Origin of the sequence: Pseudomonas sp. LAMO17WK12:I1, assembly GCF_900177315.1 — a bacterium.
GTDB classification, from domain to species: domain Bacteria; phylum Pseudomonadota; class Gammaproteobacteria; order Pseudomonadales; family Pseudomonadaceae; genus Aquipseudomonas; species Aquipseudomonas marginalis.
The window spans coordinates 127619-144364 of record NZ_FWZV01000015.1 but is presented as its reverse complement, the minus strand read 5'-3'; the positions used below and the strand labels follow the sequence as shown (position 1 = coordinate 144364).

The following is a 16746-nucleotide window of genomic DNA, read 5'->3' as shown; positions in this document are numbered from 1 at the left end:
CATGCGTGTGTTAGTGACAGGAGCCAACGGCTTCATCGGCCGCAGCCTGGTCCTGCGCCTGCTGGAGACAGGCTCGTTGCGCGGCAAGCCGATCAGTTCGATCATCCTCCTGGATAAAGTCTTGAACGACTTTCCCGAGGACCCCAGGCTGCGCTGCAGCAGCGGCAATATTGGTGACGCTGCGCTGCTTCGGCGGGTCATGGCCGACGGTATAGACGTGGTCTTTCATCTGGTCAGCATTGCGGGCGGTGCCGCCGAGGCCCATTACTCACTGGGCTATGACGTCAATCTGCTGGCCAGTCTCGAATTGCTTGACCAGTTGCGACAGCAGCCGGGAGCGCCGGTACTGGTGTACGCCAGCAGTGTGGCGGTCTATGGCGCAAGCGGGGTGAGGCGGATGGATGAGACCGCCGCCGCAACGCCGGAGCTGTCTTATGGCGCACACAAGCTGATGGTCGAGATCGCCCTGAATGACCTTGCGCGGCGTGGCGAGGTCGACGGTCGTGCCGTTCGCCTGCCTGGCATCGTTGCGCGCCCTCCGGCGCCCAATGGGTTGCGTTCGGCTTTCATGAGCGATTTGCTGCATGCCTATGCGGCGGGCGACGCTTATTGTTGCCCTGTGTCACCCCAGGCGCAGTGCTGGTGGATGTCGGCGCGCTGTTGCGTGGACAACCTCATGCACATGGCCGAGCTGCAGGAGGCCGCGCTGGGCGGCCAGCGCATCTGGCAACTGCCGCTGCTGCGCTTGTCCATCAGCCAGGTCATCGATGCCCTCGCAGCGCACTACGGCGAACACGCGCGCGAGCTGATCACCTTTGCGCCGGATGAACAACTGGAAGCGGCGTTTGGTCGCTTTCCCCCCATGAAAACCCCCAAAGCCCGCGCCATCGGCCTGCGTCATGACGGTAACGCGAGCGTGCTGGTACGCAACGCGTTGAACCCATCATCCCGTGGACGACGAGCACGCACGACTGATTCTGTGACTGGAGTACCTGCCCATGAAAACCACTAACAGACGCCTGGTGGATTTGTCCGTCTGCCTGGAAAACAACCCCTACACCGATCCGCCGCCCTTGTTGCCCAGAATCGAATACAGCGACCATCAGCAAGGCTGGCCGGAAATGGCCGCGATGTTTCCCGGCCTGGAAAAGGCCGACTTGCCTGGCGATGAGTCCTGGGCGGCCGAGCGCCTGTACATCACCACCCACAGCGGCACCCACATGGACGCCCCCTGGCATTACGCGTCGACCACCGATGGCGGCAACCCCGCCTATGGCATTGACGAGTTACCGCTGGAGTGGTGCCTGCAACCCGGCGTAAAGCTGGACTTTCGCCATTTGCCTGATGGTCACGTGGTCAGCGCCGCGCAGGTGCGCGCGGAGCTGGCGCGCATCGATCATGTGCTCCAGCCGTTGGACATTGTCCTGGTCAACACCCGTGCCGGCGCGTTGTTCGGCCAGCCGGGCTATCTGGATGCCGGGGTTGGTATCGGCCGCGAGGCGACATTGTTTCTGCTGGAGCAGGGCGTGCGCGTGGTCGGGACCGATGCCTGGAGCTGGGATGCGCCTTTCAAGTACACCCGCGAACGCTTCGCGGCCAGTGGCGATGCCTCGATCATTTGGGAAGGCCACAAGGCCGGACGCGACATTGGCTACGGTCAGATGGAGAAGCTGGCCAATCTTGAGTGCCTGCCCGCACATGGTTTCCAGGTGTCCTGTTTCCCCTACAAAATCAGGCACGCCTCGGCCGGTTTTGTGCGTGCCGTGGCGATTTTCGAGGAATGAGCCTGCCTGCCGATCCTGAGAAAAAGCGCGCCAACCTCTCTCAGGGGCTAGAGGCCCTGCTGTCGGGGCTGATTCTTGAGGGCCGACTGCGTGGTGGTGAACAGTTGCCCACCGAGATGGCCCTCATGCTTGAGCATGGGGTCAGCAGAACGGTTGTGCGCGAAGCGATGTCGCGTCTGCAGGCGGCCGGCATGGTGGAAACACGTCATGGTATCGGGACTTTCGTGCGGGGCAGCGCGCTCTCGGTGGAGGCGTTCATCGACCCGGAGACGCTCGGCATCATCGTCGACTCGCTGGCGATCATGGAGTTTCGCATCGGCCTTGAGGTGGAGGCCGCCGGGCTCGCCGCCCAGCGACGCAGCGCGGATCAGCTGGGTGAATTGCGCGCGCTGCTTGATCAGCTCGGGCAGCCAGCCGTCAGCGCCAATGAGCGGGCCGCGTTGGATTTTCAGTTTCATTTGAACATTGCGCGGGCGACAGGTAACCACTACATCGCCAATACTTTGCTCAACCTGGGGGTGGTCATCATTCCGCGCAGCCGACTCGATTCTGCACGTCTGTTTCACGATGAACCGTTGCACTACGAGCAGCGCATGCAAAGCGAGCACGAGCAGATTTACCAGGCGATCTTTAATCAGGACACTGAATGCGCGCGGGCAGCGATGCGCCTGCATCTTCAGGACAGCCGCGAGTACCTGCATCAGGCCCGCCAGGAACTGATGACATGACCCATAACAGTGCCCATGTGTCTGACCCGGCCACGCCGCATCCTGCTGCGGCGCTGACGATCATCGATCCTCGATGGGCCTTGTTCGCACGTGTCGTGGCGGCTGGAAGTCTCAGCAAAGCGGCAGTCCTGCTGGACATGCCACAGTCCATGGTCAGTCGAAACATTGCCCTGCTCGAGTCGCAATGTGGTGAGCGCCTGTTTCATCGAACCGGCCGCGGGGTGGTCCTGACCGAGTTTGGCGAGCAGTTATTGCCGGGCATATCAGGCCTTCTCGCGGACGCCGAAGGCCTTGCCGATGACATACGAAACCTGCGTGGCAAACCAGTGGGCGAAGTGGTTGTCGGCATGCTGCCTTCCGCAGTGCGTCGGTTTGCCGGCACGCTTTTTTCTGCGGTGCGCGAGCAGATGCCGGGCGTGCGATTGCATCTGATCGAAGGTGCGAGCGCTCAACTCGAAGAGCAGCTGCACGATGGTCGCCTGGATATGGCGCTGGTGCTGCGCGAGAGTGAAGCCAGTATCGCAGACGCCTATCTGCTGGCCAGGCTACCCCTGCATCTGGTGGGGCCTGCGGTCGATCGGCTGCTCGCCCATCGAGAGATCGCCTTGAAGCAATTAGCGGGGCTGCCATTGGTCGTACCTGGCCGCCCCCATCTGTTGAGAGCCCGGCTCGATCATCTGGCCGCCGAGCATGGCGTGGAACTGTGCGTGGCGGTGGAAGCCGACTCCGTCCAGCTCCAGTACGAAGTTGTCGCAGCGGGCGGCGGTTATGCGATTGCCTCGGTGCTGCCGGGGTCGCTGGACCAACGCCTGGTGTCATCGCGTATTGTCGATCCGGTGCTTGAGCGCTTCGTGGTGTTGGTCGAGTCGCCGCGTCGCCCAGTGACGCGTGCGTCCCGTGAAGTGCGACGGTTGATCTGCAGTTTGGCCATGCCATCGATTTGAGCGATAGCTGCTTTCGACCCCCAGCAGTATTCGCTGTGGGGTGGGCCTCGTAGGGTGTCAGTCAACCCATGGCTGATACCCGATTGCGAGGTTAGCGATATGCATGATTCCCCAGTTCCCCCAGTCCCTGCGCCGACGCTTTTTCTCAGCGACGCCGATGTCGCCACGCTTGCAGACTGGAGCGTAGCCGTAGCCGCACTCGCCCAAGCGTATGCCTGCCCCACCTCGGATGCCAGGGTGCCGCCTCGCTCCATGGCGCGAGGCGACGGCATCTGGCTGCGCAGTTTGACTGCCGTACCCCCGGCGGGCGGCCATATGGGGTGCAAGTTGATCGCGGCCTCGACGCGCGCGCGCTGCGCCAGCTACCTGATCGCGTTGTTCAACCAGCAGACCATGGCACTCAGTGCGCTGATTGACGGCAATCGGGTAACGGGTCTGCGCACGGCTGCCACCGCTGCCCTGGCGGTCGATTTACTGGCGCCGCAACGCGCGCTGCGGGTTGGCGTGATTGGTGCGGGGTTTGAGGCTCGGGGCGCGCTCGACTGCCTCAAAGCTGTGCGCAATGTCGCCCAGGTCAAGGTGTTCAGCCCAACCCCTGCGAGCCGTGAGCGGTTTGCCGAAAGCTTCCGGCCTGGGCTGGATATCCACGCGGTGAACACCGCGCAAGAGGCAGTCCGGGATTGCGATGTAGTGATCTGCGCCGCCCGTAGTCGTGACGAATCTCCGGTACTGCAAGGTGCATGGCTTTCCGCGGGCACTACGGTGGTGTCGTTGGGTTCCACCTTGCCTGAGCAAAGGGAGGTCGACCCCGCCACGATGGAGCGAGCGGTCTGCATCGTCGCGGATATGCCGCAAGAGGTGCTTCACGACACCGGCGACGCCATTGCTGCGATCAGTGCCGGTGTGTATGTCGCCGATAAATTGGTTGCGCTCTCGGACCTGGTGGCGGGGCGTGTCACCCCGCGCCAAAGCGAAAGCGACATCGTTCTCTACAAATCGGTGGGCTCGGCCTTGCAAGACGTCGTTATTGCGCAAGCGCTGTACGAGCGCGCCAGGCAACAAGGCCTCGGTATCGAACTGCCTGCCAGCATTGTCCCTGTGTCGAAATAAACCCTCCATTGTCCGAAGGAAAATCATCATGGCCACTTACAACAAAGCTGATGCCCGTGCCTGGGCGCGGGAACACCTGGTGGGCTGCTCGGCAGTCACCATCCCAAGCTTCAGTGCTGATCTCAAGCACCTCAATGAGCGTGGCATACGCCACGACATCGAGCATACGGTCGGGCTGGGTTACAGCAGCACCTTGCTGTGCAGTGAACTGGCGATCTCGCCCCAGGAAAACGCTCAATTCACTGCCTGGGCCCGTGAGTCCGGGAAGAACCTGATCCTGTTCTTCCACGCGGCGTTTGGCACGCTGGCGGAGAATATCGAGGCGGTCAAGCTCGCCGAGAAGGCCGGTGCAGACATTGTTTTGCTTTCCTATCCTCCGCAGTTCTGGCCGACCAACGAGCAGCAAATCTACGACTACACCAAGTCATTCTGCGACGCGACCGACCTTGCCGTCATGTTGTTCCCGATTCCGCTCTGGGGCTTTGAGCGCGTGCATCCGGCGGGTATGTCGCTGGAATTGGTACGTCGGCTGTTGGCCGATTGCCCGAACATCGCGGCGATCAAATCGGAGCAGGGGTTTCCATTGCCGGCGGGCATTTGCGAGATGTACTACCACTTCCGTGACCAGGTGGTGATCAGTTGCCCGATCGAAGGTGACGCGATCCCCTTGATGAGCCTGATGAAGCTGCAGTTTTCCGGCACCAGCAACACCGCGTGGATGAGTGACTACTACCCCAAGGCGTTCGAACTGGCGCGCACCGGCCGTTTCGAAGAGGCGATGGAACTGTATTGGAAAGTCAATCCGGCGCGCAGTGCCAATGGCGCGGCCGCGCAAACCTATGCCGGCGGTACCGGGGTGCTCAACCGCACGATGTGGAAATACCAGGACTGGCTTGCCGGCTTCAACGGCGGCCCACTGCGTGCCCCCGCGATGCGTGTACCGGATCGCCTGATGAAATCCCTGCGTCAGGGCTTGGTTGCCGCCGGCCTGCCGGTGACGTCGGATCCTGACAGCGCCTTCATGATCGGGCGCCACCCTTGCTAATGACGAGGATTTCACTGTGAAGCAATTACTTGAAGATCCCACGTTATGGCGCACCGGCGCCTACATCGCCGGCGAGTGGCTGAACGAGACGCCGCACGGTCAATACACGCTGCGCAACCCGCTGGATCAAACGGTGCTCGCCGAGCTGCCGCGCTGCTGCACCCCTGAAGTGCGCCGCGCAATCGACGCGGCGCATGCGGCTTTTGGCCCATGGCGACGCTTGACCGCGAAAAGTCGTGGCGAGGTGTTGCGTCGTTGGTATGAACTGATGGTTGAGCATCGCGAGGACATCGCCACGCTGATTACCCTGGAGGAAGGCAAACCACTGGATGAGGCGCGCGGCGAAGTCGATTACGCGGCTTCCTTCGTACGATGGTTTTCGGAAGAGGCGACGCGGGTACGCGGTGATCTGATTGCCGGGGTGAAGGACACCCAGCGAATCGTCGCATTGCGCGAACCCATTGGCGTCTGCGCGGCAATAACGCCGTGGAATTTCCCGGCCGCGATGATTACCCGCAAGGCGGCCCCGGCGCTCGCGGCGGGCTGCACGATGGTGGTGAAACCGGCAAGCCAGACACCGCTGACCGCGCTCGCGCTCGCCGAGCTTGCCCAGCGCGCCGGAATTCCGGCCGGCGTCTTCAGTGTGATTACCGGGAATGACACCCAGGACATCGCGGCAGAACTCACCGCCAACCCGTTGGTGCGCAAGCTGACGTTCACCGGGTCGACCGAAGTGGGTCGATTGCTGTTGGCGCAAGCGGCGCAAACCGTCAAGAAATGCTCGATGGAGTTAGGCGGAAATGCGCCCTTCATCGTCTTTGACGACGCTGACCTTGATGCGGCGGCTGACGGGGTGATGCTGGCCAAGTTTCGCAACAGCGGCCAGTCCTGTATCGGCGCGAATCGAGTCCTGGTGCAGTCCGGGGTGTATGACGCACTGGCCGAGCGAATCGTCGAACGTGTGTCACGGCTGAACGTAGGCAACGGGCTGGAGCCCGGCGTACAGGTGGGTCCACTGATAAACCAAGCCGCTGTACAGAAGTCCCAGGCGCTGGTTGACGATGCCTTGGCGCACGGCGCTCGACTGTTGGCCGGAGGTGAACCACATGCCCTGGGCGGGGGATTCTTCCAGCCCACGGTGCTGGCGGATGTGACGCATACGATGAGGGTCGTGCGAGAGGAAATTTTTGGCCCAATCATGCCTCTGGTGCGCTTCGAAACGGATGATGAGGCGATCGCCATGGCCAACGACAGCGAGTACGGCCTTGCCGCCTATCTGTTCAGCCGCGACGCGGCCAGGATCTGGCGGAACGCGACACGCATTGAGTCAGGCATGGTGGGGATCAACTGCGGGTTGATATCCAATGAGGTCGCCCCCTTCGGCGGTATAAAGCAAAGCGGTCTCGGCCGAGAGGGATCCCACCTTGGGATCGACGAATTCCTTGAAGTGAAATACCTCTGCTGGGATGGCCTGGAAAACGTCTGAAAGGCAGCACTCAAAGGCCCCGGGAGTACGGTTCACATGAGCCGTACTGCTTGGGTTGAATCGGGTTCTGCCGCAACGGCAGGCGCCCGTGCACTCGAGCAGCATGACCTGTCGCCAGCCATCATCTGCGGCGATACCTGTGAGCGTGGAAAGCGATTTCAGCACGCATATCCAATTCGATAGTCTCGTCGTTGATCCGATATTTTCAGTCGGAATCTCATGAATCTGCGGCATTGGGACCATGGCGCCGCAGAGCTCGTCGGTGCGCAATGCAATGTCAGCCCGATCGAAATAAAAATAATTAGGAGAGCGTGATGATTGCAGCAGTCAATAAGGTCCTGGTGATCGGAGGTGGATTTTCCGGTATGACCGCGGCGATCCAGCTGGCTCGCCAGGGTGTCGAAGTGGAGCTGGTTGAAATCGACCCCTTGTGGTGCCCGCTCGGCGCTGGCATTACGCTCAGTGGGCCGACATTGAGAGCACTGGATGCCGTTGGCATCCTTGATAGGGTGGCCAGCGAAGGCTATCTGTCGACCAATTTTGATGTGTTTTCACCGGCCGGCGAGCTGATCGTGCAGTTGGCACTTAAACCGCCGGTCAGCGATAAGCCGATTCCCTGTGGCGGCGGTATTCTGCGCCCGGTGCTGGCTCGGATTTTTGCTGATCAGACGCGAGCAGTAGGCACCCTTGTGCGTCTGGGTATTACGTACGACAGTATTACCGAGCACGGCGACGGCGTTGACGTATCGTTCACCGATGGAACTTCTGGGCGCTATGACCTAGTCATTGCTGCCGATGGTGTGCATTCGCGGATACGGAAGGACCTATTTCCCGAGGCACCATCGCCCACGCCTATTCACCAGAGCGTCTGGCGCGCGGTGCTGAAGCGGCCGCAGGAAATTGTGCGGCCCAGTCATTGGATGGGACGGACCAAGGTCGGCGTCAATCCGATTTCCAACACCCATATGTATATGTTCCTCATGGAAAACCGTGAGTTTTCTGAGTGGATTGACCCGTCTACATGGGCTGGCGAAATGGCGCGCCTTCTAGGTGAGTTCCCAGCGCCGATTCTGCAAGCGCTCGTGCCGCAACTGTACGAGCCGGGAGCGAGTATCGACTATCGCCCGCTGGCCAATCTGTTGGTGCCATTGCCTTGGCATAAAGGGCGCATCGTCATGATCGGGGATACGGTCCATGCCACCACCCCCCATCTGGCTTCCGGGGCTGGCATCGGCATTGAAAGCGCCATCGTACTGGCTGAGGAACTGCTTGCGCACAACGATCTGCAGGCTGCCCTGAACCGATTCGAAATGCGGCGTTGGGAGCGTTGTGAGCTGGTGGTATTGAACTCTGCGCGCTTGTGCGAAATAGAAAAGAGTGGCGTGGCAAAGGAAGAGCATGCTCAGATTATGCGTGAGTCCACTGCAACCTTGGCGGAGCCTATCTGAGCTTAGATCGCGGGAGGATTGCCATACCACAGGAATAATATTCAGCTTTAAGTACTTGAGTATTCTTTCCTGTGGTCTAGCGCCGCAGTTGAGTCAGCGCCCCGCACAAAGCTTATCGAGGTCATACCTTCCAGGACGCTGACTATCGGCCCACATACAGGCTGGTGTATATGAAGGAATTTCCAACGCATCGCCCTTAAAGATCAATCGTCTTGAAAATATCATTGCTCAGTACCAGCACTTTTTCGCAGGTAGTAACAGTCCCACTAGGTTGATAACTGCCCGCGGAATAAAGAAGTAAGTAGAGAAGGAAATTGATGAAGTCAATTGGATGATGGTGCGGTAGCAATCAGTCTGATGCTACAGCATGAGCAGGCCACGCACCCACTGTATTACCTTGAGCCGGACAAAAGGTAGCTGTACAAGAAAACCTTTGCTCGGCGTATAAACGCGGAGACATAAACACCATCACGGCAGTAGCGACCACTTTGTAGACGAAAGAAACAATTCATAACCATGCAACACAATCACAAAAAAAACGCGTTGATCAGTTAGATGGTAGCGACGCTCGCAGCGGGGCTGACGGATGCGAGCAGGATTCTTGCTAAAAACCGAGGTGGATCAGTGTGATAAAGTATTTTAGGTTTCCGGATTTTTAAGAAAATGATGAAGCTATTCGTAAAATCATATTGGTTTTGGGGGCTGAAAAGGGGCGGAAAATAGAAAAGGACATGTCGATTGTTTGGTGTTTTTTTGTTTTCCGAATGGATCAGGGGTTGGGTGAAGCTGCAGTTATTTAAAAGTTAAGGCACAAGCTATGGGTGGTCTGAGATAGACAAAACAAGTCTTTTAATCGCAGGAAGAAAAACTTTGCTCTCAAATTCATGCCTAGGAAGGGACAGTTGGGCAACAATCAAACCGCCGATCGTGTGGAGCAAAAAGGCATAATCCTCTGCAGGATTTTTTGATCCTAGTCTAAGGAATGCTTCATGACAAATATCTGAGTGGATCTTCCCCCACTTGTATAAAGAAGGTCTAAGGTCGGGGTTGTGAGCCCCCGCCAGATTGAGTTCGTAAACAGCGATGCCTAGCTCACGATCATCAATAAGCATCCGAATATTATACTGGGCGATGATCGTCGCAAAGCTCAATGGATCGCTTGCGCTGTCTTCTAGTTGGGGGCGAATTTCTCTCAGCGATTCGGCAATACGTGCGCATGCCTGATCGATTGCAGCACACATCAATGCGGTCCGTGATCCAAAGTAGTACGCCACAGCGCCGTGGCTGCTTCCCGCTTCCTTGGCAACGGTACGCAGGCTAAGGTTGTGGTGCCCCTCTCGCAGAATGACGCGCAACGCGGCGTCAATCAGCGCACCACGCTTTAGTTCGCCCTTCGTTGATAATTTCTCTGTGTTCTTAATTTGCATAGTAACTCATGCACGCAAGTCATTAATTTCCTTGAACATAGCGGGTAGCGAAAGGCCTGTCAATTTGCCTGCAAAATCTTCGATTATCAGCACGCTCAGGAGAAGGTTGACAAAATACTCCAGTCGGATAACTATATTTTTGCTCCGAGTGGAGCATTAATTTTTCAGACACCTGGAGCCAACCACAATGACAAGAATTTCGACCAGCCAGGACGCACTACGAACGGAGCTGCTTGCCGCAACGAAAAGCCTCGCCGCGGGCATAGCACCGAGACGGGTTGAAATTGAAGCGCTGCGTTATCTTCCTCAAGACATTGCGGATGCCTTAGCCGGCGCGGGGCTCTATAGGATGCTGACGCCGGCTGATTACGGAGGCTTGGAATGCCATGTTGGCACTTTTGTAGAAGTGATTGAACTGTTGGCACAGACGGATGCATCTGCAGCGTGGTGCACATTCATTTCTTGTACATCCTGTGTAGTGGCTGCGTACTACTCACCGGTGGTTGCCCGGGATCTTTTTGGCGATATAAATTTAAAAGCCGCAGGCGTAAGCGCACCGCGTGGACATGCCGTTAGAGAAGTAAAAGATGGCATTAGCGGTTACCGCGTTAGTGGTCGCTGGTCGTGGGGATCAGCTACAAAAAATGCTGACCTGATCCATGGCGGATGTCTGATTTATGGGGCTGGTGAAAAACCGGAAATGTTGGCAAGCGGAAGGCCCCGAATTCAACTGATGTCGTTCAAAAAAGAGCAGGTTTCAATTCTGGATAATTGGAGCGCGTTCGGGTTGTGCGGGTCAGGAAGCGGAGAATATGAGGTTGATAACGTCTTTGTGCCTGAGGCACACAGCGTCTGTTTAACAGAGGATGATGCGTTAGACAGGGCATTATATAAATTTCCGATCTTTGGCTTGCTAGGGATCGGTATAGGTGCTGTTGCGCTAGGTATTGCACGTTCTGCAATAGACGCTCTGACTGGTTTGGCAAATGAGAAAGCCCCACAGTTAAGTGGCAGGACCCTCGCAATGCGTCCAACGACTCAGTTGGAGGTTGCGATTTCCGAAGCAAAACTGCGCTCGGCTCGCGCATTTCTATTTGAAACTGTTCATGCTGCCTGGAATGCTGCAGAAGAGAGTGGATACATCACGACAGAACAAAAACGTGATATTCGGTTGGCGACGACTCATGCTGTAAACTCTGCTAAAGAAGTTGTGGGCACTATGTTCAAGCTCGGAGGCGGTAGTTCCGTTTTCGAACAGTCGCCGTTGCAGAAATGCTTCCGGGATATAAATGTTGCGGCGCAACATATGATGGTAAGCGACTCGATATATGAACTCACCGGAAGAATATTCTTGGGTCTGGAAACAGACGTGTCCATGCTTTAATTGGAGGTTGAAATGAGTATCCCTGACCAGTGGCGTAATCTCTCCGTTCCTTTGATTGCTGCCCCGATGTTCCTAATCTCCGGGCCCAAAATGGTGATTGAATGTTGCAGGAATGGAGTAATCGGAAGCTTTCCAACGCCGAACGCGCGTACGTCGGAAATACTTGAGGAATGGTTAAAAGAAATAGTCTCCAGCCTTACCGATAGCGATGCACCTTGGGCGGTAAATTTGGTTGTCCACAAAACAAATAATCGACTTTATTCTGATCTGGAATTGGTAAAGAAATATAAACCGCCAATAGTAATAACCGCACTGGGCAGCCCCAAACCTGTTATTGACGCCGTGCATGAGTATGGCGGTCGGGTACTCGCGGATGTCAACTCATTGCAGCATGCAAGGAAAGCGGCAAAAGCGGGTGTTGACGGTTTAGTGCTTGTGGGTGCGGGCGCTGGAGGTCACACCGGTTACATGACAGGGTTTGCTTTTGTTCCAGCGATACGAGAGTTTTTTGATGGGGTCGTGGTCCTTGGGGGCGGGCTGATGACAGGGGCAGCAATACGATCTGCTGAGCTACTCGGTGCAGACATGGCCCTGATGGGAACTCGTTTTATTCCCTGTCAAGAAAGCTTGGCAAGTGATGACTATCGAAAGATGTTAATTGACGTCAATTTCGAAGACCTTGTTCTTACAAACAAAATTACTGGGGTTCCAGCTTATTGGATTAAGCAAAGTCTTGCCATGTCTGGGATTTCGCTCGAAGCGATACAGTCCGACGTTTCAATTGACTTTACTGATCCCAAGGGCGATGCGAGACGGTGGACTAAAGTCTGGTCGGCGGGTCACGGCGTTGGCGCAATCAGAAAGATAGAGTCCGTGGGTAACTTGATTGAAACGTTGGCAGAAAACTATTGGGAAGCTGTGAATACCCCGCCCTTCAGAGTGCTGCCGTTGAGTTTGGGAGTTGCGCGGGAGTGTACAGCATGACGTCTAAAAAGCCTTATATATTGGGACTGGGAGGGACTACCACGCCAGGATCATTGACCGAGAAAATGGTTCGGTGTGGTTTAGCGGTTGCGAAGGAAATGGGTGCAGACACAGGATTTCTAGGCGGGGAGGCCCTGCGGTTGCCCTTATATAGCTATGGCCTCGAGAGAAATGCTCTGGCTGAGAGTCTTGGCGAAGAGATTCGTCGCGCGGACGGTTTGATAATAGCGTCGCCTGGCTATCATGGCGCCGTTTCAGGAATGATGAAAAATGCGTTGGACTACTTAGAGGAAAACCGAAGCGACGCCAGGCCCTATCTTACCCATAGAGCCGTTGGATGTATTGGTCTTGCTGCTGGATGGCAGGCTGGCAGCGCGACCTTGACCGGCCTGCGCAGCATTGTTCATGCACTTCGAGGCTGGCCTACCCCGCTAGGGGTCGTGGTGAACTCTTCCGAAATCGCTGTTGACGCAACAGGGTGCATATCTGACCTGAAAATCAGAGAGCAGCTCATAATAATGGTCGGGCAAATCATGCAGCTATGTCAGGTGAGCGTTCAAAAATAAATAGTCTGATTTTATACTAATAGGGGAACAATAATGACAACCCTGACGACAGATCCAAGGGTGCCCAGCGCTGCTGTGTGCATGTTTTTGGATGTGCTTGAATATAGAGCATCTACAACGCCGCAGAGTCAATTTGCTCTATTCGAAGGCGGCGATGAATGGACTTTCGAGGAAACTCTTCGAGAGGTAAAAAGCACCGCCAAGGCATTAAAAGTGTTAGGCGTGAGAAAGGGTGATTGCATAGGGGTCTGGTTACCCAATAGTGCTGACCTGATACGTGTTTGGTTTGCTATCAACTATCTTGGCGCCATTTTTGTTCCGTTAAATACGGCCTACCGTGGAACAATCCTTGAGCACTGCATTAAAACTGCCAATATAAAATTTCTATTTTTGCATCCGGATTTGGTACCTCGTCTAGCCGAAGTTAATGACTTGGGGCTATCCGATCTTCTCGTGTTGGGTGGCATGCCAGCAGTCGAAATTGACGGAGTGAAAATACACCCCGAAGCAGCTTCGCGCGCTGAATTCTACGATGATATTGTGCGAGCCGATACCGCGCCGTGGGACACGCAGATGATTATTTATACATCTGGGACGACGGGGCCATCTAAGGCGGTACTGGTCTCCTATCTGCAGCTTTTTACAGGCAGTGAAGCTTCCTTCAAACACACTTCATCTACTGACAGATTTCTTGCCAATTTGCCCTTGTTTCACGTAACCGGCGTGGCGATGATTATGCGAGCTATTTTGTCGGGCGCGTCCTTTGCGATGATTAACAGTTTCAAGACGAGGGAATTTTGGGAGGTTGTCAAGAAAACCCGCAGCACGAGCGCCATTCTAATGGGGGTTATGGCGACCTTCCTTATAAAATGTGAGCCTGCTGCAGTCGAAAAAACGCATGGATTGAAGTCCGTGATGATTGTGCCATTGAGCGAAAATTCAACTGCCTTTTCAAAACGCTTTAATTGCGATGTATATACCGCTTTTGCGATGAGCGAAATCTCCACGCCCTTATTGTCAGGTGTTAATCCCCAACCGCTTGGTACCTGTGGAACACCTCGGGATGGCGTCGAAGTAAGGCTGGTAGACGAGCATGACTGCGAAGTGCCAAGAGGGGAAGTCGGTGAGCTGATTGTTCGGGCTGACAGACCGTGGTCGTTTAGCCATGGCTATTTGGGTAACGCTGAAGCGACTGCAAGCGCTTGGCGTAACGGGTGGTTCCATACGGGTGACGGGTTTCGGCAAGACATTGAAGGTAACTTTATTTTTGTGGATCGAATTAAGGATTCAATCCGGCGTCGAGGTGAAAATATATCGTCTTTTGAGGTGGAGGCGGAAATTTGCACGCATGCGGCGATTAAGGAGGCGGCTGTAGTTGCTGTGCCCAGTGAATTAGGTGAGGACGAAATCTTAGCGGTAATTTCGTTAGTGCCCGACCATGAGCTTAGCCCTAGGGATCTGATCTATTACCTGGTTGACCGATTGCCGTATTTCATGGTTCCGCGCTACGTAAGGATACTTCAGGAGCTGCCCAAGACACATACGCTTAAAGTTCAGAAAAATTTACTTAGACGTGATGGTCTGGTCCCTGATGTATTTGATCGTGAGGCAGAAGGGATTCGCCTCAAGCGAGAGGATTTAAAGATAGGTTGAAAGTGGGATTTCCTAAAAAATTCAATTGAAATAAAGGGTGAAAATCATGACGTCAGAAAATTATGGCAACGATGGGGTTTTGCTCAGTTCTATTTCTCTCGGGAGAGTAAAACTTAAAAACCGAATAGTGATGGCGCCGATGACAAGAAATCGAGCGAACGGAGAAAATATTCCTGTTGATCTAACCGTTGAATATTACGCCCAGCGCGCGTCGGTAGGGTTGATTGTTACCGAAGCCACACAGATCTCAGCGTCTTCACAAGGTTATGCAAACACACCGGGGTTACATACTCCTGAGCAAATTCAAGGGTGGAGCGAAGTTACCAAAGAGGTACACAAGAGAGGAGGGACAATATTCGTACAGCTTTGGCATACCGGCCGTATATCCCATGTCAATTTTCAGCCAGATAAGAATGCTCCCGTTGCCCCCTCAGCCATTGCAGCTAAAGCCAAGACATTTATTCCAGGGCAGGGTTTTGTGAATACCTCTCTTCCGCGCGCGCTAACGATTGAGGAGATCGCGAGCATCGTGAATGATTTCAGGCAGGCTTCGGCCAATGCTATCAAAGCGGGGTTTGATGGCGTAGAGATTCATGCGGGCCATGGTTATCTGATTGATGCCTTTCTGCGCGACGGATCTAACCAGAGAAATGATCAATATGGCGGTAGTATCAGTAATCGCTCCAGGTTCCTAGTTGAAGTGATGGAGTCAGTCATCGCTGAGATAGGAAAAGAGCGTGTCGGCGTACGTATATCTCCGGTATCGCCAGTAAACGATTCCTCTGATAGTAATCCACGCGACTTATTCACCTACGTTGTTCAAGCGCTGGAAAAATTGTCCCCGGTTTATATCCATGTGGTTGAGGGGATGACCGGTGGCCCCAGAGACAACGTACCGTTTGACTACGATGCGCTGCGTCGTCTCTACTCTGGTGTTTGGATTTTAAATAATGGATACACCAAGCAAATGGCTGAAGTGGCGTTATCCGACGGGGTTGCGGATATGATTTCCTTTGGTCGTCCGCTGATCTTTAATCCGGATCTGCCGCGCAGATTCAGGGATGATCTACCGCTCAATGAGCCGTTTGAAGACGCTCCGGTTTACGGTGGTAATGGTCCGCATGGCTATGTTGACTACCCGTTTGTTGAAGAGTAGCTGTTTGGTATCTCATAAGCGCTCCATAAAAAAAATGCCAGCCGGCGGCGCGGCGTACCGGGTGAAGAACTGGTCAACTGGAGCGATCCGGCCTAAGTACCCGCGCCGTGCGAGAGTTCATCCGCATGGCCTACATGCATCGACATGGCGGCGCATGGATCGACGCGGACAGCATCCTACTGCACGACCTGACCTCGCTTGGGCGTCATTGGTTGGTTGTCATCCACGGAGCGGGGAAAATATGCCGCGAAAGCGTTTTGCCGCTCGTTTATTGGTGGTCAGCCCAAGAAATCAACTGCTGCTTTTTAAGATTCAGTATCAGGGTGGTGTTTTGGCGGGCATGAGCTATTGGGCGACGCCCGGCGGAAAGCTCAAGGATGAAGAGTCATTTGAAGCGGCGGTGGTACGTGAACTTTACGAGGAGACTGGCATTTAGGTGCCCTTCGTAGGTCGATGTATTGCACATATAGAGATTCTGTAGCATATGCCTGATGGAGAGCGTGTGCGCTCGAAAATTACTTTACGGTTCACATAGGTACCGGGCAGTGCTCCTGCGCCCAATGGAGTGACCGGGGAGCGCGAAGCGGCATGTGAGGTTAGGTGGTGGTCGTCAGGAGAGCTTGCGGCTTGCCATGAAGAGGTTTTTCCGCCGGATCTGAACAACCTGTTTGGCAGGGCCTTGGTCATAGCGCCGGGTGAGTTCTAGCAGACAGGTGCCCGATGAGCTTTATCGTGAGGCAGATGTTGTCAACCCATAAGCGTCCGGCAAAGTTACATTCTCAATTCTAGACGTAACATTGATGGTATCCATGCAAATTGGCGAACACCACCGCCCTTAATGCTGGAGCACGATAGGTGTGTTCGCCATCCGCTTATCGAGAGTTGCCCATATACGTTTAAGATACGATCCGTTTTTGACTGTGAAAAGCACTGAACCGCCCCTGGCTTCGTAGAGGCCTCTGATGGCTGCGATGGGTCGAACGCGGTCAGTTTTAACAGGCAATTATCGGGCCGGAAGCGTAAGCGTTCCG

15 protein-coding genes are annotated in these 16746 nt (G+C 55.3%); 14 read left to right on the top strand and 1 reads right to left on the bottom strand.

All coding sequences use genetic code 11. The annotated features are described in order from the left end of the window. Window position 1: 1 nt before the first annotated feature. The 8 genes from B9N88_RS26120 to B9N88_RS26085 all read left to right on the top strand — a co-directional run bounded on the left by B9N88_RS26120 (window position 2) and on the right by B9N88_RS26085 (window position 8545). Complete coding sequence (locus tag B9N88_RS26120) at window positions 2-1012, top strand: NAD-dependent epimerase/dehydratase family protein (RefSeq protein ID WP_027607372.1); 1011 nt, start codon at window positions 2-4, stop codon at window positions 1010-1012. Continuing rightward, the gene (locus B9N88_RS26115; RefSeq protein WP_027607373.1) at window positions 999-1784 is read left to right on the top strand and encodes a cyclase family protein; all 786 of its coding nucleotides are present in this window, start codon (window positions 999-1001) and stop codon (window positions 1782-1784) included. Before B9N88_RS26120 ends, B9N88_RS26115 begins: the two co-directional genes overlap by 14 nt. Further along, window positions 1781-2512 (top strand): FadR/GntR family transcriptional regulator, encoded by a 732-nt coding sequence (locus tag B9N88_RS26110; protein ID WP_027607374.1) that lies wholly within the window; start codon window positions 1781-1783, stop codon window positions 2510-2512. The genes B9N88_RS26115 and B9N88_RS26110 overlap by 4 nt, the downstream gene beginning before the upstream one ends. Further along, complete coding sequence (locus B9N88_RS26105; RefSeq protein WP_051429392.1) at window positions 2509-3456, top strand: LysR family transcriptional regulator; 948 nt, start codon at window positions 2509-2511, stop codon at window positions 3454-3456. The genes B9N88_RS26110 and B9N88_RS26105 overlap by 4 nt, the downstream gene beginning before the upstream one ends. A gap of 237 nt (window positions 3457-3693) precedes the next feature. Continuing rightward, complete coding sequence (locus B9N88_RS26100) at window positions 3694-4566, top strand: ornithine cyclodeaminase family protein (RefSeq protein WP_256579827.1); 873 nt, start codon at window positions 3694-3696, stop codon at window positions 4564-4566. 28 nt (window positions 4567-4594) lie between these two features. Then, window positions 4595-5611, top strand: coding sequence for a dihydrodipicolinate synthase family protein (locus tag B9N88_RS26095; RefSeq protein ID WP_027607377.1), 1017 nt, complete (start codon window positions 4595-4597; stop codon window positions 5609-5611). Window positions 5612-5627: 16 nt separating this feature from the next. After that, window positions 5628-7097, top strand: a complete 1470-nt coding sequence (locus tag B9N88_RS26090) for an NAD-dependent succinate-semialdehyde dehydrogenase (RefSeq protein WP_027607378.1) — start codon at window positions 5628-5630, stop codon at window positions 7095-7097. A gap of 314 nt (window positions 7098-7411) precedes the next feature. Further along, on the top strand, window positions 7412-8545 hold the full coding sequence (locus tag B9N88_RS26085) for an FAD-dependent oxidoreductase (protein ID WP_081744472.1): 1134 nt from the start codon (window positions 7412-7414) through the stop codon (window positions 8543-8545). Window positions 8546-9360: 815 nt separating this feature from the next. Here the strand turns inward: B9N88_RS26085 and B9N88_RS26080 are convergent. Then, the gene (locus B9N88_RS26080; protein WP_027607380.1) at window positions 9361-9972 is read right to left on the bottom strand and encodes a TetR/AcrR family transcriptional regulator; all 612 of its coding nucleotides are present in this window, start codon (window positions 9970-9972) and stop codon (window positions 9361-9363) included. Between the two features lie 187 nt (window positions 9973-10159). Between B9N88_RS26080 and B9N88_RS26075 the strand changes: the two genes are divergently transcribed. The 6 genes from B9N88_RS26075 to B9N88_RS26050 all read left to right on the top strand — a co-directional run bounded on the left by B9N88_RS26075 (window position 10160) and on the right by B9N88_RS26050 (window position 16151). Then, on the top strand, window positions 10160-11356 hold the full coding sequence (locus tag B9N88_RS26075) for an acyl-CoA dehydrogenase family protein (RefSeq protein ID WP_043293740.1): 1197 nt from the start codon (window positions 10160-10162) through the stop codon (window positions 11354-11356). A 12-nt stretch (window positions 11357-11368) separates the two neighbouring features. After that, window positions 11369-12340: an NAD(P)H-dependent flavin oxidoreductase gene (locus B9N88_RS26070; RefSeq protein ID WP_051429393.1), complete on the top strand. Its 972-nt coding sequence runs from the start codon at window positions 11369-11371 to the stop codon at window positions 12338-12340. Next, window positions 12337-12906 (top strand): NADPH-dependent FMN reductase, encoded by a 570-nt coding sequence (locus B9N88_RS26065; RefSeq protein WP_043293742.1) that lies wholly within the window; start codon window positions 12337-12339, stop codon window positions 12904-12906. The genes B9N88_RS26070 and B9N88_RS26065 overlap by 4 nt, the downstream gene beginning before the upstream one ends. A 33-nt stretch (window positions 12907-12939) precedes the next feature. After that, window positions 12940-14559: an AMP-binding protein gene (locus B9N88_RS26060; protein ID WP_027607383.1), complete on the top strand. Its 1620-nt coding sequence runs from the start codon at window positions 12940-12942 to the stop codon at window positions 14557-14559. 46 nt (window positions 14560-14605) lie between these two features. Further along, window positions 14606-15715, top strand: a complete 1110-nt coding sequence (locus B9N88_RS26055) for an alkene reductase (protein ID WP_051429395.1) — start codon at window positions 14606-14608, stop codon at window positions 15713-15715. Window positions 15716-15956: 241 nt separating this feature from the next. Next, a complete protein-coding gene (locus tag B9N88_RS26050; RefSeq protein WP_043293754.1) occupies window positions 15957-16151 on the top strand; it encodes an NUDIX domain-containing protein in 195 nt (64 codons plus the stop codon). The last annotated feature ends 595 nt before the right edge of the window (window positions 16152-16746 follow it).